The following is a 23,286-nucleotide window of genomic DNA, read 5'->3' as shown; positions in this document are numbered from 1 at the left end:
TTCAGTACTGGACATTCAGACGTTAGACGTACTACCATTCTGTAAAAAAGTCTATCGTCTGGTGTCCAACATCTAAAATTCAGCACTGAAGAGTCAAATCATGCCCCGGGCTTTTAGTTCGAGGTACTTGTTTACGGTGTTGGCGGTCAGGTTTTGGGGGGCCGTCAGGATGGTCTGAATGCCGTACTGCTGCAACTGCCGCACAATCTGCCGCTTTTCGAAGCTAAACTTCTCGCCAATGGTTTTCATGTACACCTCCTCGGTGGTCAGAGCGGGTTTGTCGAGCAGGCTACGCAGTTCGGTATTCTCGAAAAAGACAACCAGCAGCAAGTGATCTTTGGCCATCCGGCGCAGATACGGCAACTGCCGGTGGAGGGCATTGGCCGTGTCGAAATTAGTAAACAACAGCAACAGGCTCCGTTGCCGGATGGTATGGCGCACCGTGAGGGTCAGCGACTCGTAGTCGGTTTCGAGAAAGCCGGTTCGCTGCCGGTACAGCAGTTCCAGAATTTTCTGAAGCTGCCCCGGCTTGCGTTCGGCGGGCAACACCTGATTCACCTCGTTGGCGAAGGTCAGAATACCCGCCCGATCTTGCTTGAGCAGGGCAATGTTGCTCAACACCAACGACGCATTGATGGCGTAATCGAGCAGGGTGAGCCCCTCAAACGGTGCACGCATCACACGGCCCTTGTCGATGAGGCAATACACCGGCTGCGAGCGTTCGTCCTGATAGGCATTCACCATGAGTTCGATACCGGCCGGGTTGGTTCGGCGGGCCGTAGCCCGGTGATTGATCGTCCGAATATCGTCGCCGGGTGTGTAGGGGCGCACCTGTTCAAACTCCATGCTATGCCCAATTCGGCGGATCCGTTTGATGCCTACTTCGTTCAGTCGGTTGGTAGCGGCCAGCAACTCGTACTGGCGCATCTGTAAAAACGATGGGTACACGGGCACCATCTGGTCGGCATCGAACCGAAACCGGCGTTTGAGCAATTGCAGGGGCGTCATCACAAACACGTTGAGCGCACCAAACCGGTACTCACCCCGGCGGGTAGGCCGCAACTGATACCGAATCAACTGCGACTCGCGGGGGCTCAGCGTGGCCCGAAACAAGACGTCGCGCCGTTGAAACTGCACCGGAATTTCGTCAATTACGTCGACCGGTGTTCTGAACGGGTAGCGGCTTTCCAGAAAAATCGTCACCGGGTTCGCGTCGCCATTGCTGAACCGGTCGGGGGCTTCGCGTCGGGCAAACAAAGCATTTGGCCCCGTTGGCCGAAACAACAAAAGGGCCTCGATCAGCACCAGCAACCCAAACACAGCCAGAGCCACCTGCACCAAAGGCAACAAAACGGGAAAGGCATACGCCAACACAAACGCTACGGCAAACCCCAGCCAGGTAAGCCAGAACCGGATTGAGACGTACAGGGCACGAATAAAGGTCATAGGGAGGGCGGTAGCGGGGTCAGGAGGTAATCAGTTACTTAATTCAGCTTCGATGTCTTCTTCCGTAACCGGGTTGTTCGAATCTTCGGGTTGGGTGATGCCTTTTACGCGGTTGGCCTGCCAGAAAAACTGCGCATCCTGCAACGCCCGGCGGGCATCGGTCGGGCGACCCATCTGCCGGTACGCCCGGGCCTGGTAAAACAAGACCAGCGGGCTTTCGGAAGTGGCGTTTTTGGCCGCCTGTTCCAGATCAGCCAAGGCTTTGTCGGGTTGTTGTAGGGCCAGATACGCGATGGCCCGGCTCACGTACTGTTTGTAGTTGACCCACTCGGCTCCGTGTTTTTTGGCGAGCGAATCAATACCGATACTAAACTCCCGAATAGCTTCGGCATGGTGCCCCAAATTACGCTGGGCAAGGCCTTTATGGTAGCTAACCGGATAAATACCGTCGGTATCGTCGAAGCCGGGCGTGAGCGCGTCAAACGCATTGAGGTAATGGAGGGCCCGGTCATAATCGCGGAGGGTGTAGAGGTAAACGCTTCCGGCGTTGCGATACTGTTTCGGGTCGATTTGGGTGCTTTTTTCGAGCAGTGCAACCCCTTTTTCGTAGTCGCCCTGCGTCAGATACGCCATGGCTTTCCGGCTCAGGGTTTCGCCCGTAACGGCAGCCGTGGTATCAAGCCGGGCGAGCATTTTTTTAGGGCCAACGCCCCAATAAACGGTCTGCGTATTCCGGTTAAGAGTCAAAAGCCAGGCCAGTTCCACCGTCGAGTCACCCGGCCGAATCAGACCGACACGCCCCCGCTGCGGGTATGCCAGCAGCGGGCAAATGGCCAGAAACAGGAGCAATGAGGCTTTCATCAGAAGACGTCCGTAATCTGACCATTCGAGAGCCGAATCGTCAATGAAACATCGATATCGTATTGCCGGTCGGGATCGCTAAACAAGCTACCCGGCAACTGACTATTGATCAGCATCCGCAGCTGATCGGTTATTCGTTTATCAAACAGACGCCGTTTGTAGTCGGCGCTATATTCCTGAAATTGCAACGGTCCGCGCTCGCCCTGACAGTTTTGCACAAACGACACCCGAATTAAACCCGTCGCATCGGGCACATCGACAGGTTTGTATTGTTGGCGCAACAGGGCGGTTGTTTTCCGCAGACTTGCCGGGTTTACCGAAAACATACCAAAGTTGGCCCGCATACAGTTGGCGCAGGTCTGAAACCCCGTCGGGCCGAGGGGTTCGCCCGACCCTAAGGCCCGCACCCAACGGAGGGTTTCGTGGCAACTGTCGGGCCCTGAGCTGCCAACCAACCGGATGGTACCCACCTCATTGCTCACCACCTGCCAGCACTCGCGCACATCGCCAGATTGCTGACCGGCACTGCCCCGAATGAGCAAAAACACCGATCCATCCAGTTCGGTCAGTTGGGCATAATGGGCGGTTTGGGTCCGGGTTTGCCGATTCCGAAGGCCCACCCGCCCATCGGCCGCAAACAGATACTCTACCCGGTCCGATTGCCATACCTGCCCCGCCAGCCGTTGCCACACCACCTGCTTGTCCATAGTCACAGCCCGAAACCGCCGGAACGTCAGGGGCACCACCTGCCCAATGCGTAGCTGATTCCCCTGGAGTGTAACCAGGCCCGGCGCGTAGTGCGTGGTATCGAGCCGCAACACCGGCCCGGTCAGCGCCCACGTACCCGTTCGGGGCTCGTCGGTGTTATCGAGCCGCCCCAACTGCCAGGTACTGTCGGGGCGCAGGTCCATGTAGGCGACAAGTGGGCAAACCCGATCCAGGTCGTACTCGATAGCCACCCCAATCCAGCGTCCGGTGAGGGCCTCACGCGTGAGTGGCTGGGCGGGGGCTAAATAGGCCAGCAATAGGCCCCAAATACCCAGAAAAACCCGCACCGGTCTTCGCTGACTTATTCGTAACCCATCCGTTTGTACCGTTTTCATTCGTTATTACTGGGTATGCGTTCACTTACCGGGGCACCTCAATCCGTTCCACTATCTGCCCAATTACCTCGTCGGCGGTGCCGCCCTCCATCTCGCGTTCGGGCGTAAGCAACACCCGATGCCGGAGTACCGGGTAAGCCAGCTCCTGCACATCTTCGGGCGTTACAAAATCACGACCCCGCAACGTTGCCAGGGCTTTGGCACTGTTGAGCAAGGCCACCGACGCCCGGGGCGAGGCCCCCAGATATAACGATTTATTGGACCGAGTGTCGCGTACAATCTGCGCGATGTAGCCAAACAGATTGTCTTCCACATGCACGCGCTGCACACTGTCGCGCAACTGAGTCAATTGGTCGGCGGTGAGCACGGCCTGCACGGCCGCAATGGCATCGGTCAGGTGTCGGCGCTGATGGTGCCCGCGCAGAATAGCCACCTCATCGTCGGCTTCGGGGTAATCGACCACAATTTTGAACAGAAATCGGTCGAGTTGGGCCTCGGGAAGCCGGTAGGTTCCCTCCTGCTCCACCGGGTTTTGGGTGGCCAGCACCATAAAGGGCGGGTCGAGGTGGTAGGTGGTGCCGTCGTTGGTAACCTGCCGTTCTTCCATAACCTCAAACAGGGCCGCCTGCGTTTTGGCCGGGGCGCGGTTTATTTCGTCGATGAGTACGATGTTGGCAAACACCGGCCCCGGCCGAAACAGAAACTCCCCCGTTTTGGGTTGAAACACCGACGTACCGAGCACATCGGAAGGCATCAGGTCGGGGGTAAACTGAATCCGGCTGAATTGCACCGAAATGGTTTTTGCCAGCAGCTTGGCCGTGAGGGTTTTTGCTACACCCGGCACGCCTTCCAGAAGCACATGCCCGTCGGCGAGCAGGGCCGTCAGCAGCAGGTCGAGCGTATGCGATTGCCCAACGAGCACGTTGCCCACCTCGGCGCGGATGGTGGCGACGGTATCGGTTAGACTTTGTAAATCAATACGGGATTCGAACATATACGTGGTTAGTCGGAAGTCCAGACAAAAGGAGAGCAGAAAGGGCCGTCAATTGGCCACTGCCTGCCGAAAGTTCTCAATTTTTCCGTTCAGAATCAGCACATCTTCTTCTGAAAGGGTTACGGTGCGCCGGGCCGCCTGCAAGGCCTGTACCAGATCCTGCGCGTCGGATAGTTCAACGCCCGTTCGGCGGCTGAGGGCTTCGGCAAATTCAGAATCGAGCGTGGTGGTGACCAGCCCGTAGCGTTCGCGCAGGTGAGCCAGAAAAAACTGAATCATCTTCTGCCCCAAGTGGTTATGGTCGCCTTGCTGGTAATACACCCGGCCCACGGTCTGCACAAATTCAAGCGAGGTATTACGAGGGGGCTCCACCACCGGAATCACGCGTTGGGTGCGCTTGCCCGCCAGCAACGCGTACAGAAGCAGTCCCACTACCAGCAGGTAATACGCCCACGTCAGGGCGGGCTGACTCAGCACGTACCGAAAAATAGACTGCTCATCGTCGTCGAAGCGACCCTGTTTCTGGTACTCGTCCCAATAGGTTGGGCGGGCGGGCAGGTACGACAGCGTTTTGAACGCGTAGTCGCTCGTTTTACGGTCGAGCACAAAGAAATTGGTCAGGGCCAGCGGCAGGTTATGAATGTAAAAAAAGCCCTTACCGTAGCGAATCTGGATGTACGTCGGCTCGTTACGGCTGTTGCGGGCCAGCACTACCGTGTTGCGGGCGTCTTTGGTAACGAGATAGTTGCGCCCGTCGTCGTGAAAAAAATTATAGCCTCCGCGCTTTTGCAGAGCAGGGTTGGTAAACTGGTTAGTCAGCAGGGTGTCTTTGAGCCGGGGCGGTTTCACCAACGCCCGGAAGCCCAACACCCGGCCGAGGGTATCGGGGAAATAATAGGCCGATAAAAAGGCCGCGTTGCCCCGCCCTACGTACCGGAGCAACTGCCGCACATCGGTATCATCGAACCGGAGCGAGCGAGCCACAAACACGTAATTACTGGGGGTTACGGGTTTCAACTCGGTCAGAAAATTGTACACTGGTAACCGCACGCTTTTTACCGAAGCCTGCCCCATCACCGAGGGCAGCAACTCATACAAAGCCCGCGTACCGAACGGAATCTTGTCGGTGTTGCGGTAGGATGCCGACCAGTCAATGGGTTTGGGACGGTAAAACTCAAACAGCCCATAGGCCAGCACAAACGCCAGCAGGATGAAAAAGTAGCGGTTGAATTTCATGAGCGGGCCGGGTTTAGGGTGGGCAACTGACGACCAAACAAACCGAACTGCTCCTGAATCTGGGCAAACTGCTCTTTGCCGACCGGAAAGTTACCGTACCAGACGTACTCAAAATCGCGGGTGAGGGTGTTGAACATAGGGCCAAACGGTTGCCCGGCCAGCTCGTAGGCGTACTGCTGATTCGTTTTGTCGGGCTTCCAGTCAATGAGTCGGCGGTCGGCCAGTTGCTTCAGCGCTTGCAGGTACAGTAGCCGCACGGCCAACCGGAAATTCCCTTTTTCGGTGGCAGCTTCCAGCTCCTTCGCAAAGTCGATCCGGTGAATATCTTCGGTCAGGGTTTCGTAGTCGAGCGTCGTCCGGCCACCCCGGCCAGTCGACAGGAACCCCAGAAATTCGGCCTTCACGCCGAGGTACACCACCAGAGCCGCCACGGCCAGCAGAATGACGTACCGCCAGAAATTCTGGTACGACGGACTGGCGAAAAACTCACGCAGATTCCGAAAAAACCAGTTCAGCAATTTACCGATGAAGCTTTCGGGCGGGGGTACATCGTCGCCGTATTGGTACGCACGGTCTTGCCGGTATTCGTTTAGTTGCTCAGCGGTGGGGTAACGCACGGCCGGGGTTGAGCGGTCGTCGGGGGCGTTTACCGCTACCGTATCCGACGGGTTTTCGGGCACACCATCCACAAAATATTCGTCCAGTTCGTCGGTTTCGAGGGTATCCGTTTCGCGTCGGCTGCTATCGGCCACCACCGTCGAGTCGGTCGAAGCGCGTTGGGCCGCCACCGGACTACCCAGCCCCAGCACGAGGAGCACACCGTAAAACACGAGCTTACGCATACCATTCATCGTCTGTGTGTGATGGAGTTGTTTCGGGTGCGGCCGTACCGATGGAGTCGATGCGGGTAATCAGGCCGATATGCTCCCGTTTTTCAACCAGATTCAGGTACTGAAAGCCCACAGCCAGCACCACCACCACCGAAAACAACAGCAGGGCCAGCACCAGCAAAGCGCCCAGAAACGCGAGGGCCAGCGGAGGCAGGGCAGGCAGCTGAAACACGTTGCGTACAATTTCCCAAAGAAAGGTAGGCACCACAATCAGGCTCAACAGAGATACGTACACGAGCCCCATCACCACCAGCAGCCCCAGCGTTGACCACCAGTTGTTCTGAATCAGGGTCATACTCCGGCCCAGCGCATCGAACGGCCCACTGTTTTCCAGAAACACAATCGGCAGCATGAGCGAGAGCGTGACGCCGAAGTAAAGACCCGGCACGAAAAAGAACACCGACCCCAATCCATAGGCCAGCCCGTACAGACCAATAGCTACAACGGCCCGCCCGAACCCCCGGCGAACTTCACGCCAGACCGCCCCGACCAGCACCGGCACCTCGCCCCGCCCGTACACACTCATGTGCCCGTAGGTGACCATCGGCACCAGCCAGAACGCCAGCAGGTACGCCCCAAAACTCAGCAGCGACGCCCGGCTGAACAGCCCAAACTGGTTACCCCGCACCGACGATTCGCTCAGCCCACTCGCTATACCCGCCACCAGCACCACCGGCCCCGCAATGTACAACAGGGACAGCCCCAGGCTGCGGAAATGCTGCACGAGGTAGCGAAAGGTAGCGTTGATTTTCGCGCCAAAATCGCGCTGCTGATAAAGCTGCATCATAACAATGAACAGTGAACAACGAGCAAGGAACAACGAACAGGCGAGCTTTGCATTAGTGAGTACTGTTCGTTGTTCCTTGCTCGTTGTTTAACTGAATTGGATACCAGATAAAATACCAGCCAATGAACCCGGCCGACACCGCAATAATAGCCGCACTAATTACAGGCGGCAGCGTGAGCCGGGTCACGTAACTTTCGAGAAAACCGGCCACCACGAAAATTGGAATCAGGCCAATAGCGATTTTCAGACCTTGTTTGGCCCCCCGTTTAAACGATTCGAGCCGGGAGTACGTCCCCGGAAACAGGATACTGTTGCCCACGGTCAGGCCCGCGCAACCGGCAATGACGATGGCCGAAATTTCGAGAGTACCGTGAATCCAGATTTTCAGTACCGACTCCAGTAACAGGCCCCGCTCGTAAAAGAAATACTGAAAGGCTCCCAGCATCACACCGTTGTAAAACAGGATCACGATGGTGCCGAACGATGCCAGCACCCCCGCCACAAACGTGCGCAGCGACACCCCGATGTTGTTCACGGTAATGGCCAAAAACATACTGGCCCCGTCTTCGCGGCTATAAACACCCAGGGGGTCACCTTTTTTGATGTTTTCGAGGGTCATGTTTACGTAGCCGTCGCCCAGAATAAGGCGCACAAACGTACTGTCATTGGCCGCCGACAGCCACCCCACCGCGCAGGCCAGCCCAAAAAACACCGCCGACACCAGCAACAGCCGGTGCGACTGCCGAAACAACATGGGCAACTCGTGCGTCCAGAATTGGACAAACCGGTTCTGATCATCGCGTTTGTTCTGCATCAGACCCCGGTGCATGCGGCCGGCCACGCTGTTGAGGTATTTGGTAATGTTGGAATCGGGGTAGAAGGTCCGCGCGTACGAAAGGTCGTCGGTCAGTTCAATGTACCGGTCGGTGAGCTCGTCGGGGTCGGTGGTTGGGTTTTCTTCGTACGAGCGCCACTTTTCGGTGTTGCGCCGGATAAAAGCTGCTTCGCGCATGAGGCCACGGTTAAGCAGTCAAGATACAAAAAAACCTGCAAGCTCTTACGAACTGGCAGGTTTTGTATTCAGCTGAAAACCGTTAGTCAACTACGCTCAGCTTCACCGTATTGGTTTTGCTACGCTTAGCCAGTGGCATACTCAGGGTATTGATAAAGATGTCGCCGGCTTCGAGGGCACCCTGCTCCAGCAACACATCCTTGATCTTATCAACGGTCTGATCAATCGTGCTGTCGGCGTCGGGCGCGTAGGGCAGCACCTGCACCCCCCAATACAACCCAAGCTGATTCCGCAGGCGCGCATCGGCCGAGAAAATGTACAAATCGGCTTTGGGGCGGTGGTGCGACAACCGGAAGGCCGTGTAACCCGAGGTTGTAATGCCGATCACGGCTTTGGCTTTGGTATCGCGGGCCAGTCGGCAGGCGCTCATTACCACGTTGTCGTTCAGGACGTTCTCGGTCGGCTCCTCGTTGACGTGGGCGTGGTACCGGAAATAAATTTTGTCGGTCGAAGCCTCTACCTGACGAATGGTGTTGGCCATACTCTCGACGGCCAGAATCGGGTACTTACCCGACGCCGTTTCGGCGCTGAGCATGACGGCATCGGCTCCGTCGAGTACCGAGTTGGCAATGTCGTTAATTTCGGCGCGGGTGGGGCGGGGCGCGTCAATCATGCTTTCGAGCATCTGCGTCGCCACAATCACGGGCTTGGCGGCCCGGTTGCACTTTTCCACCAGCATTTTCTGGATCATCGGTACCTCTTCGGCCGGTAGTTCCACACCGAGGTCACCGCGGGCTACCATCAGGCCATCGGTAGCGGCTACAATCTCATCGATATTGGCAATGGCTTCGGGCTTCTCGATTTTAGCAATCACGCGCGACTTTTTGCCTTTCGACCGGATGTATTCTTTAATTTCGAGGATTTCTGACGCTTCGCGGACAAACGAGAGGGCAATCCACTCTACATCGTTTTCGAGGCCAAAGTCGAGGTCGGCCCAGTCTTTTTCGGTCACGGCCGGCATCGACACCTTCGTATTGGGCAGGTTTACCCCTTTCTTCGACTTCATGGGGCCGCCGTAAACGACTTCCGTAATTACGTCGGTACCCTGCGTTTCGATCACGCGCACTTCCAGCTTGCCGTCGTCCATCAGGATTCGCTCGCCGGGGTGAACGTCTTTGTACATATCCTTGTAGGGTGTACTCACGCGTTCGGAATTCCCGATAATATCATCGTTGGTAAACGTCAGCCGACTTCCCGGCAGCAGCATCACGCCATCTTTGTTCTCGACGTTACCAATCCGGATTTTGGGCCCCTGCAAATCCTGCAAAATGCACAGGTTCAGGTTGTACTCCTCATTCAGTTCGCGAATACGTTTAACGCGCTCTAAGTGATCTTCGTGGGTTCCGTGGGAAAAATTCAGACGAAAAACATTTACTCCGGCTTTTGCCAGCGCCAGCAACTGATCTTTCGCTTCGGAAGCCGGGCCAACAGTGGCAACAATCTTGGTTTTCTTGGACATGAGGACGCTATGCTTGGGTCGATTTCACCAACAACGGGGACAAAAATAACCGTATAGCCGTAAATGAACGCGAAAATTTTGCAAAGAGCCGATTATAACGAAGCCCGAACGAGTTTGGCACCGGCTACCATGTTGGTTAATTTCTGCTTTGCGGCCCAGCGCGCTGTCTGACTAAGGCCGCAATCGGGCGCTACAGCCAACTTATCGGCGGGTACGTACCGAAGGCATTGCCGGATGCGCCCGGCCACATCGTCGGGGGTTTCGATGTAATAACTTTTTACGTCAATTACCCCCACGGCTACGTCGAACCGCTCGGCAAAACGCTCCAGCAAGTGTATTTCCGAGAAATTCAGGATGGTCATCTCCGAGTGCAACTCATCGACGGTCATGTCCAGAAAATCGGGCAACATGGGTGCGATGGTCTTTTTCCCCACCGACCGGCCTTTGTAATTCCCAAAGCAGAGGTGCATAGACAGGCGGGTTTTGCCCACGCCCGGAGCCACCGTCCGGTTGAAAATATCGACAAACCGCTTGGTGTCTTCGCGGTAGGCATAACACGACATCGACGGCTCATCGACGCAAATTTCGGGCACACCCAATGCTACGAGGTCTTCGATCTCCTTCCGCACCAGCGGCAACAGAGCCTCGGTCACATCCCATCGATCTTTGTAATGATGCCCCGGCAGCAACCGGCCGCTGAGCGTGTAAGGCCCCGGAATAGACACCTTAACGCCCTGCCCGGCGGGGGCGAGTCGTTTCAGACGCTCGTACTCCTCGACTACCCCCAACCCGCGCGGGGCCGTGAGCGGCTCCACAATGTTGTGCTTACCACGCTGATCGTGGGCGGGCGGGCCAAACCGGCGCAACTCGGTATCGTTGTTCTGAATACCCCGGATATAGCCGTAAAACGACAGGTTGAAATCGAACCGGGTTTGTTCGCCGTCGGTGATGACGTCGAGACCGGCCGATACCTGATCGTGAATCGACGCAATCACGGCATCTTCAATCATCTCCTGAATGTCGGCCGGGCCGAAGGCGTTCAGGTTTTGGCTCGCAAATTCGAGCCAGCCGGGAAAGGGCATGGAGCCCACTACGGTTGTTTTGATGGGTACAGGTTGCAAGGTGTTTGGGGTTTAGGGATTGAAAACCATTTCAACTCGTCAAGCTCGTCAATGGCTTTGGTTAACGGATTACCCTGTTGCTTGTACACAGGAGCCCATTTTAAGTGAATGAACAATGTAAAACGTATAATGTACAATTGCGTTACCTACTGATAATCAGCTATATCATTGTACATTTTACACTTTTCACTTTACATTTAATTCTGTCTGACTTATATCCAGATACGTAAACAACTCCGTCAACGCATCGAGGGCGCTAAAGTGATCGTCAAGATACCATTACTCCCGTTCATTGAATACTAACTCCTGAGTTACCGGATATTCCCACCAAAGTAAGTCGTCCGTTTTTTCCATGAACCGGAAACCGACCTTTTGCAACACCCGCTGTGAGGCCAGGTTGTCGGCATCGGTATCGGCCATCACGCGCAACACCCCCGGTTGCGCAAATGCCCAGCCCAGGAGCCCGCGTACCATCTCGGTCATGTAGCCCTGTCCCTGAAAAGCCGGGTACGTGCCATACCCAATTTCAATGGTGCCGGTTTCGTCGGGCTCGCCTTTGAATTTGGCATCGGCCACAATCTGCTGCCGGTCGCGGTCAACCGCAATCCAGATGGTGTGGTAGAGCGGATCAAGGGCGGGGTCTTTCAGGCGCGGCACTGTAAAATGCGTAATTACCGACAGGAGTGGCTCGGTCACTTCGCGGTGGCCGGGTTGCAAACCAAGCGACGCTTCGAGCCCGGTACTATCGGCTACGTGCAGTTGAAGCTGCTCGAGGGTCAGCGGCCGAATGGTCAGTCGTGGGGTTTGGATCATACTCAATACACGAACCACACGCGCCGGATCAGTCCGTTTTTTACTTCGTAAATAGCCGTAGCCCGCACCTCGCGGTCGCCCCGGCCGGTTACTTTTTCCTGATCAATTACGGTGTTTCCCTGCACAATCCGGCCCAGCAGTGCCGCGTAATTGTTCGGGTTGTTTTTGAACAGTTCACCGTACGACTTTTCGAGGGCCGCCTTACCCTGCATTTGTAGCTTGTTGGGGAATCGGTAAATCTCGATGCTGTCGGCATAGGTAGCTACAAAAGCCGCCAGATTCTGTGCGTTATACGCTTCGAGCTGCCGTTGCACCACTTTTTCGGGAGCCTCCTGCTGGGCGCGGAGGGCGGGCGTCAGCCCCAGTAGGCAGGCGATAAAGAATACGTATTTCATGGAGTAAAGTTAAGAACCACTCACATAACTCGGTACGCCCACCTGCGCGTAGAGTTTGGCCAGCCGGTGCGCATGTTCGTCGTAAGCGGCCTCGAAGAGTTCAACGGCCCGCTCGGCGCCTACTACGGCCCCGGCACTGAGCACACGGGGCGGATGCCCGGCTTCGGTGAGCAGACGGGCCACCTCGACCTTAATGGTGTTCACAATTACGGCCCCACCCACCGTACTGCCGGGCGCCACGGGCGTATCGAGCCCCGGCACCTGCACCATGGCATCGCCCACGGGCGCCCCCGTGTCGAGAATCAGGTCGGCAAAGTCGCTTAGCTTTTTGCCATCGGCCCGCTTGCTGGTACTTTGGGCGGCATGGTCTTTGGTGATCAGGGCCACCACCTTCACCCCCCGCTGCTGGAATAGTTCGGCCATCTCAATGGGCACTACGTTGCAACCCGACGATGAAATAACCAGCGCCGTGTCCTGCTCCGAGAGGTCGAAGTTACGCAGGATACGGTCGGCGAGGCCGGGCACATTTTCGAGAAACATGGCCTGCCGTTGCCCGTTGGCGCCTACCACGAGGTTATGAAACGTAAGCGACAACTCCACAATGGGGTTGAAACCCGGAAACGAGCCGTACCGGGGCCACATTTCTTCGACCATGATCCGGCTGTGCCCCGACCCGAATACGTGGACCATGCGGCCGGCGAGTATGGTGTTGGCAAAGAGCCGGGCGGCCTGTTCGATCTGGGATTGCTGGGCTTCGACGGTGTCGAGAATGGCTCTGCACTTTTGTAAATAGTCGGTGATCATTGCGTTTGAAGGGAACACGGATTAAACGGATTTAAGCTGATGTTCATGCTCTGGTAAAATCGTTTCAGCAGCTTTCAGCTCGACAACAACACAGTCTTCCACTACGAGATCAGCGAAATAAGAACCTACTCGTTCTGTTTCATAGAATACGTTGATCGCCTGCTGAGTCTCACACTGAATGCCCTGTAGCCTTAGCTCATGCGCTAACGCATTTTCGTAAACCTTTTCCAGAAAGCCGTACCCAAGTTTATTATAGACTTTGTAGTAAGCTGCAATCACTACTTCCGTCGTCTCCTTATGCAACAGATCGCTATTTTCGTTCATAAGCCTTTCAGTAAAAAATCAGTACTAAAAATCCGTTCACATCCCTTCAATCGGTTCAATCCGTGTTCTTATTCAACCCCTGCTCTCCTTTCCCCTGCGCTGCTATCAGAAATCCATAGCCTGAATCGCAAAGCTGGCGGCACCGATAGCCCCGGCCATATCGCCAAACTGCGCCAGCCGGATGGGCGTCGTGTGGCCACCGGGGCGCCACTCGTACTGCTCCATAAACGTAGCCAACGGGAGCAACAGGTTATCTTCGGCCTGCGTGATACCCCCACCCAACACCACCATGTCGGGCGAGAAACAGTTGATGAGCGAACTAAGCCCGATGGCCAGTTTACGCACCGAGCTGAGCCAAACCCACTGCGCCAGATAATCACCCTGCTTGTAGGCTTCGAGCAGCTGATACGTACTGCTGAACCGCCCCAGTGACCGCAGCTCAACCGTGGCGTTGCCGATGGCATCTTCGAGGCTACCAGGCATTCCCGTAATGTCGCGCTCGCCATCAGCGTCGACCGTGATATGCCCCAAATGCCCCGCTTTCTGGAAATTACCCTGGTACAGCTTCCCGCCGATCAGAATGCCCCCGCCTACCCCCGTACCAAGCGTGAGCATCAGCACATTGGGCAAGCCCTTAGCCGCGCCAAAGCAACTTTCGGCCAGCAAAGCCGCGTGCGCATCGTTGACCACCCGCACCGGCGTGTTCAGAAAATGCCCCCAGTGAAAGTTTTCGAGCCCCTGCAACCGACCCGGCATGAAGGCAATGGCATCGTTGGCCGCATTGGGCAACCCCGGTGCCGACAACCCCACGGCCCGCACCTGCGCGTCGGAGTGTAAGGCCGTGGCCTCCTGCCGTAGCGCCCCTACCGAGTCGCGGACGGCTTCTTTCCAGTCTTTTTCGCCCGTGGTTGGCTGGTAAAGTTGTTTCAGCATTTCGCCCGTCTCAAGGTTCATTAGCACCCCTTTGATCCAGGTGCCGCCCAGGTCGATACCAATCGCTGTTTGCATGAATAAGGTTTGTGGTTTTTCGTTTGGGGGTTCAATGGTTGTTAAGCACTTTCGTTTGGGTACATACCTATCGTTTGGTGTACGCAAGGTGAGTACCGGGCAGTTGCCCCATTTGGAATGTGCCCCTCTTCGGAAATTTTTAGCGTCGGTTTGGGGTTGTTAGATGACGGCAGAAACCGAACAGGGACCGAATGTTTCCCGAATCCGGCACGGTCGGCTTGATCCTACAGAATGGAAGATTACGAACTACACACGCTGCCCAACGGCATCCGTATTGTCCATAAACAAATACTCCACACCCAGATTGCCCACTGCGGTATCATGCTCGACATTGGTAGCCGCGACGAAACGCCCGAACAACAGGGGCTGGCGCATTTCTGGGAACATATGGCGTTTAAAGGCACCGAAAAACGACGGTCGCACCACATCATTAACCGGCTCGAAAACGTAGGCGGGGAGCTGAATGCCTACACCACCAAAGAGAAAGTCTGTTTTCACGCGTCGGTGCTGGGGCTGCACTTCGAAAAAGCCACCGAACTGCTGGCCGATATTGCCTTTCACTCGGTATTTCCCGAAAAGCAGATTGAGCGCGAACGGGGTGTCATTCTGGAAGAGATGGCCATGTACTACGACTCGCCCGAAGACGCCCTGCAAGACGACTTCGACGGGCTTGTGTTTCAGAACCACGCCCTCGGCAGCAATATTCTAGGCACGCCCGAAACCGTAAACTCGTTCACGCGCGACGCCCTGCAGGGGTTTATCGCCGACAATTTCGATACCGAACGGATTGTGTTTGCCTCGGTCAGCAACGACCCTTTTGCGAAGGTGGTGCGGATGGCCAGCAAGTATCTGGCCGATATACCCCACCGCAAAACCACCCGGCAGCGGCAACCGCCCGGTAGCTACACCCCCCAACGGCAAACCGTAGAGCGACCCATTACGCAGGCTCAATGCGCCCTCGGCCGACCGGCGTTCTCGCTCTCCGACCCCAAGCGACTTCCGTTTTTCATGCTTGTCAACCTGCTGGGTGGGCCGGGTATGAACTCACGGCTGAATATGAACCTGCGCGAAAAGTTTGGACTTGTGTATAGCATCGACGCCAGCTTTACGCCCTACATCGACACCGGTTTTCTGGGTATCTATTTCGGCACCGACCCCAAAAAGGTGGATCGGGCCCACACGCTCATCCTCAAAGAAATGCAGCAACTGCGCGACAAACCGCTCACGACGCTCCAGCTGCACCAGACCAAAGAGCAGCTGATGGGCCAGCTGGCTATGGCCGAAGAGAGCAACCAGAGCTTTATGCTCATGATGGCCAAGAGTATTCTGGACATCGGCCGGGTGGAGTCGCTACCCGATATTTTTGCCGAAATCAAAGCCGTCACGGCCGACGAGCTACAGGCCATCGCGCAGGAAACCCTCCTCCCTGAGCAGATGAGCTATCTTACCTTCATGCCCGAAAAATAGGGTATCTGACCGCTATCGACCGGGTCGGTACCCGGCCTCTGTACTGCGTTTGTGCACCCAAACCGGTACCGAAGCCGGGCACCTGACCCGGTTTGTGTTTTTATCCTTTTCGGCTTTTATGCGTAATATGGGAGGCAATTTTGCTTTTGACTAAAATTTGGCCCAACCTACGTTCTACATGAGTCAACTGATTACGCTCGATTACGTCATTTTCCTGCTTTACTTCGTCGGGGTATCTGCCTACGGATACTGGATCTACCGGCAGAAAGAACAAAAGAAAACCGACACCAAAGACTTCTTTCTGGCCGAGGGGGCCCTCACCTGGTGGGCCATCGGTGCCTCGCTGATCGCGTCCAACATTTCGGCCGAACAGTTTATCGGTATGTCGGGCGATGGCTTCCGGTTTGGAGTCGCCATTGCCGTGTACGAATGGCTGGCTGCCATCAGCCTTATTATTGTGGCCGTGTGGTTTATTCCGATCTATCTGAAGAATAAAATCTACACCATGCCGCAGTTCCTGAGCACGCGCTACAATGAGACCGTGAGTCTGATTATGGCGGTTTTCTGGCTGTTTCTGTACGTTTTTGTGAACCTCACGTCTATTCTGTTTCTGGGGGCTCTGGCCATCAGCAACCTCGTCGGGGGCGACAGCTTTCACGTGATCGTGATCGGGCTGAGCCTGTTTGCCATCTTCATCACCCTGGGGGGCATGAAAGTAATCGGTTATACCGACGTGGTACAGGTACTGGTTTTGATTATCGGTGGTCTGGTTACTACCTACCTGGCGCTTACCAAAGTGAGCGAGACCTTCGGGTTGGGCAGCAGCGCTATTGCGGGGCTGGGGGCCATGATTAAGGATGCCGACGACCATTTCCACATGATTTTTGAGAAACCCGGCCCCGGTGCGTCGCAGGCCGAGGTAAACCGCTACCTTACCCTGCCGGGCATTGCCATGTATCTGGGTGGGCAGTGGGTAGTAAACCTCAACTACTGGGGCTGTAACCAGTACATCACGCAGCGGGCTCTCGGGGCCGATTTGCAGACCGCCCGCACCGGGATTCTGTTTGCGGCCATTCTGAAAATCTTCATGCCGATTATTGTGATGTTGCCGGGTATTGCGGCTTACGTGATTTACAAAAACGGCGGTTTGCAGACCGAAATGATGCGCGACGGTGTGGTGGTTGGCGACAATGCCTACTCGGCCGTGCTGACCTTCCTGCCCAGTGGTCTCAAAGGTATGTCGGTGGCAGCCCTGACGGCGGCTATCGTGGCCTCGCTGGCGGGTAAAGCCAACTCCATCTCGACCATTTTCACGCTCGACATTTACCACAAGTACATCAATAAGGAAGCAAGCGAAGCCCGGCTGCTCTGGATTGGCCGCGCTACCATTCTGGTGGCCATGCTGGTGTCGATCGCCTTTGCCTGGAGCGATGCACTCGGTATTGGGGGCGAAGGTGGCTTCACCTACATTCAGAAATACACCGGCTATATCAGCCCCGGTATTTTTGCGGTATTTATTCTGGGCTTCTTCTGGAAACGAACCACCGGTGCCGCTGCCATTGCGGGTGTGTTGGGTGGCTTTGCCCTCGTGGTGTTTTTCAACCACTTTGCTACCGATATTTTCGGCCCCGAAACCTTGCTCTACTCGGCCTTCCCCGACGGTCAGGGCGGGTATGTTATTCCGTTCCTGGTGGCTATGGGCCTATCGTTTTTCATGACCGTAGCCCTGATGGTGCTCATCAGCCTCGCCGGCCCGAAAGTCAACCCAAAGGGTCTGGAAATCGACGCGCAGATGTTCAAACTCTCGCCCACGAGCCTGACGATGATCGTGATTATTCTGATGCTGTTCTCGATGTTGTACGTCCGGTTCTGGTAATTCAAACCCGGCTACGCAAGCGCCCAAAACGAGGGGGGCTGGTTCACATGAACCAGCCCCCCTCGTTGTTTATAAATAATCAGACGGAATTAAATGTAAAATGAATAGTGTAAAATGTACAATGAGATGACTGATTATCAGTAGGTAATACATTTTACATTGTTCATTCACTTATAATGAACAATGTAAAATGTACAACAAAAAGGATGACTGTCAGCAGGCAACCCAAGTACTCATTATGCATTTTACATTACTCATTCACGTATGCATGTTGCTCACGCGTGCTCGCGCTCCCGAACCACCGTCGATTGCCGCTGTCCAAGGCGCTGGAAAATAGTCAGCAGAACGAGCAGCAACCCAATTGGCACCAACGAGAAGTAAAACGCCGTTTGTCCGCCGTACGCATCAAACACCCGACCCGTGATAATTGAACCCGTGGTGCCGCCCAAAGCCGAGAACACCACAATCAGCCCCGCCATAGGCCCATGTTGCCGCAGAGGCAGGCTACTCAGAATAGCCGAATTGATGGCCGGATAAATGGGGGCAATAAACAAGCCGATCAGCGGAAATATAAAAGCCGCCAACGGGGCATCGGCCCAGCCCGTTACGACTTGGCTACCCGCCGAGCTCGCTAGGGGCAACGCCAGCAGCACCAGCCCCGCCGACACCACCAGGCAAATCATCAGCAACCAGTACCACGACACCTTGCGCAGAATGAACCCCGCCAGAAACCGCCCAATGGCCGTTGAAGCCGCCAGAATACTCGCCATCTGAATACTAAGCGAGGTGGGCAGGTTCAGAATTTTGCTGTTGAACGTAGGCAGCCAGCTCATAATGCCCTGCTCCATGAGCACGTACACAAAGGCACACGCCACAAACACAAGCACTACAGGCCGGGCCACCAGGCGGAGCATGTCGCCCAGGTCGTCGGTGAGCGGGCGGGCCGCGCCCGAAGCCACTTTCGACTCATCGAGCGGGGTAGCCAGCAACAGCACAAACGCCAGCGCCGATACCCCCGCCAGCACATAATAGACCGAGAGCCAGGCCGTCGATTGCAGGTTCTGATCATCGACAAAGGCACTGAACAGAAAATAGCCCGACAACACCCCAATCATGAAAAACGACTCCAGAAAGTTCATAAAACTGGCGTGTTCATCGGTTGAGGGGCTGACGAGGCCAATGGTAGCAAACACCGATACTTTGATCAGGGCAAAACTGGCCCCAACGGCCGCAAACAGCAGTTTGGTCGTCCAGAATGCCGGCAATAACGGCATCAGCAAACAAGCCACCGTCACGATGCCCAGCGCCGTGAGCATAGCCCGCCGGTAACCGATCCGAACACTGTACGAGGCCACCCCAAACGACACCACCGCAATGCTCAGGTCTTTGAAGGCTTCGAGCACACTGGCCGACGTGGCCGAAACACCATAGTTGTTCTGAACCTGAAGAATCACCGTGCCAACACTATTGAGCAGGATGGCAAACACGAAGTAATTGAGAATGAGCGAAAGTTTAACGCGCCAGGTAGCCATGAAGTAAGTGGGTAAAGTAACGTTACGTGGGTACTTTTACGGGCCTGTTGAGCCCTTCTTTACCCTGCGAATTAGCGAATAAATCTAAAATATTGCGTTGTTTGTACCCGCAGATCCCGTTAAACTTGGGTTAACCCATCCGAACGATACAGGCACAGCGTTTTGTAGCTGTGACCCACTCATATTGTACCCATGATGCAAGTGCTTGCCCTCTCGCCCGATCAGTTGCTTGGCCGTCTTTTTGTCGATGTGCAACTGGGTCGGGTCTTCTCCGATTCCAAAACGTTTGTCGATTGTACGCCCAAACTCGACCCGGCTGAGATTGTAGCCCGGTACGAAGCCCAGAAAGACACGCCCGGCTTCGACCTGCACGCTTTCGTGTTCGAGCATTTCAATACGCCCAAACCAATAGCCGCCGATTTTGTCAGCGACACCTCGCTGCCAACTACCGAGCACATCAACCGGCTTTGGGACCGCCTGACACGCCCCGCCGACACGCCCGTGCCCCACAGTTCGCGAGTGCCCCTGCCCCACCCATATGTGGTGCCCGGCGGGCGGTTTCGGGAGATTTTTTACTGGGATAGCTACTTTACCATGCTCGGGCTACGCGAGGCCGGCCGTACCGACCTCATTCGCAGTATGGTCGACAACTTTGCTTACCTTATCGATCAGTTTGGCTTTATTCCAAACGGCAACCGGACGTACTTCCTGAGCCGGTCGCAGCCGCCCTATTTCGCCTTGATGGTGGGGCTCCTGGCCGATATTGAAGGAACTGAGGCTCTGCTCCGCTACCTGCCCCATCTACAGAAAGAATACGATTTCTGGACCAAAGGTGAAGATGACCTGTCGGACGCCCACCCGCGCGCCCGGCGGACGGTGCAGCTCCCCGATGGCCTGCCCCTCAACCGGTACTGGGACAATACGCCCACCCCCCGGCCTGAGGCTTACCGGCAGGAGATTGAACTCAACGAACAGGCCGAACAGGCGGGCGTTGCGTCGACGGTGCTGTACAACCACATTCGGGCAGCCTGCGAGTCGGGTTGGGATTTCAGCAGTCGCTGGTGTGCCGATGCGCATACGCTTGCCACCATCCACACCGCCGACCTGATTCCCGTAGACCTCAACTGCCTGCTTTACTCACTCGAGGCTACCCTTTCCGAAGCTTACGCCCACAACGGCGACCATGCCCACGCGGCCCTGTTTGAGCAGCTGGCTGCCGACCGCCATGCCTTAATTGAGCGTACGTTCTGGAACGCCGAAACCGGTTTCTTCCACGATTACGATGCTGTGCAGGCCACCCAAACCCCCGCCCTCACACTGGCGGGTGTGTTTCCGCTTTTCTTTAACCTGGCCACGCCCGAACAGGCGGCCCGCGTACATGACCGCCTGAAAGACGAATTTTTGCAGACCGGCGGCTGGGTAACCACCCTCAACCACTCAGGTCAACAGTGGGACTGGCCTAACGGCTGGGCACCGTTGCAGTGGATTGTGTACAGGGCCTTGATGAACTACGGCTTCACCGAAACCGCGCAACTTGGCCGCAACCGCTGGCTGGCGCTCAACGATAAAGTGTTTAAGGCCACCGGCAAGATGATGGAAAAGTACAACGTGGTTGATGCCGCCCTGACCACGGGCGGGGGCGAATACCCCAATCAGGACGGCTTCGGGTGGACCAACGGCGTGTATCTGGCCATGGATGCCGAGCGCTGGGCCGAAATGAGCGAGTCTTAGGCCCTCAGCTCAACCCAGACTTCATTGCCCAGCCGGGGCTTTACCGATACTAAACAGGGCTCCAGACGTACCGCACCAAAATTCGGCTCGAACAAGGTGCGGTACTCCGCTACCGACCCGCCAAAGGGTGGCCCTTCAAACGGAAACGTGGTAGCAAACAGAACGCCCGCTACCCGCCCGCCGGGCTTCAGCAGGGCACGCATGTGCTGCGCATAGGCCACCCGCAAGGCCGGGTCGAGCGCGCAGAAAAACGTTTGTTCCAGAATAAGGTCGTACTGCCCCTGATGGTCAAAAAAGTTGCCGACAAGGGTCGTCAGGCCGGCCGGTGTACCCACCCGCTCGCGCAGGCGGTCGATAGCGAGCGGAGCCAGGTCAATTACGGTCACATCGGTAAAGCCCTGTTGGAGTAAATAATCGACCTCGTAGCCCGAGCCCGCACCCGGAATCAGGATAGCCGCCTGTTTGTCGGTCACGGCATCGATAATAGCTTTGAGCGGGGGCGAAAGCTGCCCCAGATCCCAACCTGTCCGGCCGTCTTCGTACCGGGTATTCCAATAAGTAGCATCCATTCTTTTACCCAGAAAAAGCTGCACCGAGCCGCGCAGAGGAGGTTCTCTGTACGGCTCGGTGCGTTATTCGTTTCAACTTGTGTATGCTTACACGTCGAGCAGTAGGCGGGTCGGATCTTCGAGCAGTTGCTTGATCCGTACCAGGAAGCTCACCGACTCTTTCCCGTCGATAATACGGTGATCGTAGCTGAGAGCTACGTACATGATCGGCCGCACCACGATTTCGCCGTTCTGCACAACCGGACGTTCCACAATGTTGTGCATACCCAGAATAGCCGACTGGGGTGCATTGATAATCGGTGTCGACAGCATCGACCCAAAGATACCCCCGTTTGTGATCGTGAACGTGCCACCCTGCATCTGCTCGATGGTCAGTTTATTGTCGCGGGCCAAACCGGCTAACCGCACAATTTCTTTCTCGATCTCGTGGAACGTCATTTGCTCAGCGTTCCGAATCACCGGAACCACCAACCCCCGCTCCGACGATACCGCGATTGAAATATCGCAGAAGTCGTTGAATACAATCTGATCACCGTCGATCATGGCATTCACGGCCGGGAACTCTTTCAGGGCTACGCAGACCGCTTTTGTGAAGAACGACATGAACCCAAGGCCCACCCCGTGTTTCTCCTTAAACTTGTCTTTGTACTTGCCGCGCATGTCCATGATCGGCTTCATGTCAACCTCGTTGAAGGTTGTCAGCATAGCCGTTTCGTTTTTCACGGCCACCAACCGGCGGGCAATGGTCCGGCGCAGCGATGTCATTTTTTCGCGACGCTGGTTGCGGCTACCCGGCGCAGCTACCGGAGCCGGAGCTGGTGCCGGTGCGGCTGGCTTGGGCGCGGGGGCTGTAGCGGCCGGTTGAGCGGCAGGCTGTGCCTTCTGGGCATTCATGGCGTCTTCTTTGGTGATGCGCCCGCCCACACCGGTACCGGTCACGGCGGTGGCTTCTACCCCTTTTTCGGCCAGAATTTTGGCCGCAGCCGGTGAGGCATGATGCGCGGCATACCCCGTTTGACCATTAACGTCGGCGGTGGTAGCAGCCGCAGGTTGAGCAGCGGGAGCACTCGGAGCCGGAGCCGCCGGGGCAGCTGCCGCGCCAGTTTCGATCCGGGCAATGAGGCCACCAATCGGAAGTGTTTCGCCAGCCTGCGCCACAATCCGGAGGGTTCCGGCCGCTTCGGCGGGCAGCTCAAACGTAGCTTTGTCAGACTCCAGTTCGCAGAGAACCTCGTCGAGCGCTACCACGTCACCGTCTTTCTTCGACCACGATGCGATGGTTACCTCCGTAATCGACTCGCCTACGGCTGGTACTTTCATTTCGATCACCTGGCTACCGCTTGCCGCCGGCGCTGGCGTAGCGGGCTCGGGGGCCGGGGCCGCAACAGGCTGAGGAGCAGGAGCCTCGGCCTTGGGCGCTTCGGGAGCCGGTGCAGGGGCCGGAGCCGATGCGCCTACGGGCTCAATGGTACAGATAACAGCACCAATCGGCAGGGTGTCGCCAGCCTGGGCCAGAATATGGAGTACGCCTTCGGTTTCGGCCGGCAGTTCAAACGACGCTTTGTCTGAATCGAGCGTACAGAGCACGTCGTCGACCTTTACCGTATCACCTTCTTTTTTCAACCATTCGCCCACCGTTACTTCGGTGATCGACTCGCCTACTGCGGGTACTTTTATTTCAACAGCCATTTTTTTTCAGTTATCAGTGAACAACTGACAACGAACAACTGACAATGAGCGGTGAAGCAATTTTTAGGGAGCTTTATCCGGTCGTTGTCAGTTGTTCGTTGTTCACTGT

At 56.1% G+C, this 23,286-nt stretch carries 21 protein-coding genes; 3 read left to right on the top strand and 18 right to left on the bottom strand.

Annotated elements, in window-relative coordinates; genetic code table 11:
* Positions 1-93: 93 nt before the first annotated feature.
* The 15 genes from RUDLU_RS0115065 to RUDLU_RS0114995 all read right to left on the bottom strand — a co-directional run bounded on the left by RUDLU_RS0115065 (position 94) and on the right by RUDLU_RS0114995 (position 14,313).
* Complete coding sequence (locus RUDLU_RS0115065; RefSeq protein WP_019989230.1) at positions 94-1,446, bottom strand: DUF58 domain-containing protein; 1,353 nt, start codon at positions 1,444-1,446, stop codon at positions 94-96.
* A gap of 30 nt (positions 1,447-1,476) precedes the next feature.
* The gene (locus RUDLU_RS27495) at positions 1,477-2,307 is read right to left on the bottom strand and encodes a tetratricopeptide repeat protein (protein WP_019989229.1); all 831 of its coding nucleotides are present in this window, start codon (positions 2,305-2,307) and stop codon (positions 1,477-1,479) included.
* Entirely contained in the window at positions 2,307-3,410 is a 1,104-nt protein-coding gene (locus RUDLU_RS0115055; RefSeq protein WP_157580224.1) for a hypothetical protein, read from the bottom strand. The genes RUDLU_RS27495 and RUDLU_RS0115055 overlap by 1 nt, the downstream gene beginning before the upstream one ends.
* Before the next feature lie 25 nt (positions 3,411-3,435).
* Positions 3,436-4,404 carry an AAA family ATPase gene (locus tag RUDLU_RS0115050; RefSeq protein WP_019989227.1) on the bottom strand — a complete coding sequence of 323 codons (969 nt, stop codon included), beginning with the start codon at positions 4,402-4,404 and terminating at the stop codon, positions 3,436-3,438.
* A 48-nt stretch (positions 4,405-4,452) separates the two neighbouring features.
* Positions 4,453-5,640: a DUF4350 domain-containing protein gene (locus RUDLU_RS0115045; protein WP_019989226.1), complete on the bottom strand. Its 1,188-nt coding sequence runs from the start codon at positions 5,638-5,640 to the stop codon at positions 4,453-4,455.
* Entirely contained in the window at positions 5,637-6,482 is an 846-nt protein-coding gene (locus RUDLU_RS0115040; RefSeq protein WP_169578046.1) for a DUF4129 domain-containing protein, read from the bottom strand. The genes RUDLU_RS0115045 and RUDLU_RS0115040 overlap by 4 nt, the downstream gene beginning before the upstream one ends.
* Positions 6,475-7,317 carry a hypothetical protein gene (locus RUDLU_RS27490; protein WP_019989224.1) on the bottom strand — a complete coding sequence of 281 codons (843 nt, stop codon included), beginning with the start codon at positions 7,315-7,317 and terminating at the stop codon, positions 6,475-6,477. Before RUDLU_RS27490 ends, RUDLU_RS0115040 begins: the two co-directional genes overlap by 8 nt.
* 52 nt (positions 7,318-7,369) lie before the next feature.
* Positions 7,370-8,329 (bottom strand): stage II sporulation protein M, encoded by a 960-nt coding sequence (locus RUDLU_RS0115030; RefSeq protein ID WP_019989223.1) that lies wholly within the window; start codon positions 8,327-8,329, stop codon positions 7,370-7,372.
* 82 nt (positions 8,330-8,411) lie between these two features.
* Positions 8,412-9,848, bottom strand: a complete 1,437-nt coding sequence (gene pyk, locus RUDLU_RS0115025) for a pyruvate kinase (protein ID WP_019989222.1) — start codon at positions 9,846-9,848, stop codon at positions 8,412-8,414.
* Between the two features lie 92 nt (positions 9,849-9,940).
* The gene (locus tag RUDLU_RS0115020) at positions 9,941-10,969 is read right to left on the bottom strand and encodes a methionine synthase (RefSeq protein ID WP_019989221.1); all 1,029 of its coding nucleotides are present in this window, start codon (positions 10,967-10,969) and stop codon (positions 9,941-9,943) included.
* 279 nt (positions 10,970-11,248) lie between these two features.
* Positions 11,249-11,782 (bottom strand): GNAT family N-acetyltransferase, encoded by a 534-nt coding sequence (locus RUDLU_RS0115015; RefSeq protein ID WP_019989220.1) that lies wholly within the window; start codon positions 11,780-11,782, stop codon positions 11,249-11,251.
* A gap of 2 nt (positions 11,783-11,784) precedes the next feature.
* Entirely contained in the window at positions 11,785-12,177 is a 393-nt protein-coding gene (locus tag RUDLU_RS0115010) for a nuclear transport factor 2 family protein (RefSeq protein WP_019989219.1), read from the bottom strand.
* 9 nt (positions 12,178-12,186) lie between these two features.
* Positions 12,187-12,981, bottom strand: coding sequence for a sugar isomerase domain-containing protein (locus RUDLU_RS0115005; RefSeq protein WP_019989218.1), 795 nt, complete (start codon positions 12,979-12,981; stop codon positions 12,187-12,189).
* 21 nt (positions 12,982-13,002) lie between these two features.
* A complete protein-coding gene (locus tag RUDLU_RS0115000) occupies positions 13,003-13,305 on the bottom strand; it encodes a GxxExxY protein (protein WP_019989217.1) in 303 nt (100 codons plus the stop codon).
* A 105-nt stretch (positions 13,306-13,410) separates the two neighbouring features.
* On the bottom strand, positions 13,411-14,313 hold the full coding sequence (locus RUDLU_RS0114995; RefSeq protein ID WP_019989216.1) for an ROK family protein: 903 nt from the start codon (positions 14,311-14,313) through the stop codon (positions 13,411-13,413).
* Between the two features lie 231 nt (positions 14,314-14,544).
* Between RUDLU_RS0114995 and RUDLU_RS0114990 the strand changes: the two genes are divergently transcribed.
* Positions 14,545-15,780 carry a M16 family metallopeptidase gene (locus RUDLU_RS0114990; protein ID WP_019989215.1) on the top strand — a complete coding sequence of 412 codons (1,236 nt, stop codon included), beginning with the start codon at positions 14,545-14,547 and terminating at the stop codon, positions 15,778-15,780.
* Between the two features lie 178 nt (positions 15,781-15,958).
* Complete coding sequence (locus tag RUDLU_RS0114980; protein WP_019989213.1) at positions 15,959-17,656, top strand: sodium:solute symporter family transporter; 1,698 nt, start codon at positions 15,959-15,961, stop codon at positions 17,654-17,656.
* A 275-nt stretch (positions 17,657-17,931) separates the two neighbouring features.
* Here the strand turns inward: RUDLU_RS0114980 and RUDLU_RS0114975 are convergent, their stop codons facing one another.
* Positions 17,932-19,188: an MFS transporter gene (locus tag RUDLU_RS0114975; RefSeq protein ID WP_019989212.1), complete on the bottom strand. Its 1,257-nt coding sequence runs from the start codon at positions 19,186-19,188 to the stop codon at positions 17,932-17,934.
* 192 nt (positions 19,189-19,380) lie between these two features.
* Here RUDLU_RS0114975 and treF point away from each other — a divergent pair, with 192 nt between their 5' ends.
* Positions 19,381-20,919, top strand: coding sequence for an alpha,alpha-trehalase TreF (treF, locus tag RUDLU_RS0114970; RefSeq protein ID WP_019989211.1), 1,539 nt, complete (start codon positions 19,381-19,383; stop codon positions 20,917-20,919).
* Here treF and RUDLU_RS0114965 read toward each other — a convergent pair.
* The gene (locus RUDLU_RS0114965) at positions 20,916-21,488 is read right to left on the bottom strand and encodes a methyltransferase (RefSeq protein ID WP_019989210.1); all 573 of its coding nucleotides are present in this window, start codon (positions 21,486-21,488) and stop codon (positions 20,916-20,918) included. The two genes, treF and RUDLU_RS0114965, sit on opposite strands and share 4 nt — an antisense overlap.
* 87 nt (positions 21,489-21,575) lie before the next feature.
* A complete protein-coding gene (odhB, locus tag RUDLU_RS0114960) occupies positions 21,576-23,177 on the bottom strand; it encodes a 2-oxoglutarate dehydrogenase complex dihydrolipoyllysine-residue succinyltransferase (protein WP_019989209.1) in 1,602 nt (533 codons plus the stop codon).
* Positions 23,178-23,286: the final 109 nt, after the last annotated feature.

The organism is Rudanella lutea DSM 19387 (assembly GCF_000383955.1).
In the GTDB taxonomy this organism is placed as follows: Bacteria; Bacteroidota; Bacteroidia; order Cytophagales; family Spirosomataceae; genus Rudanella; species Rudanella lutea.
The sequence above is the reverse complement of the archived record's forward strand: the minus strand, read 5'-3'. Positions and strand labels throughout refer to the sequence as shown.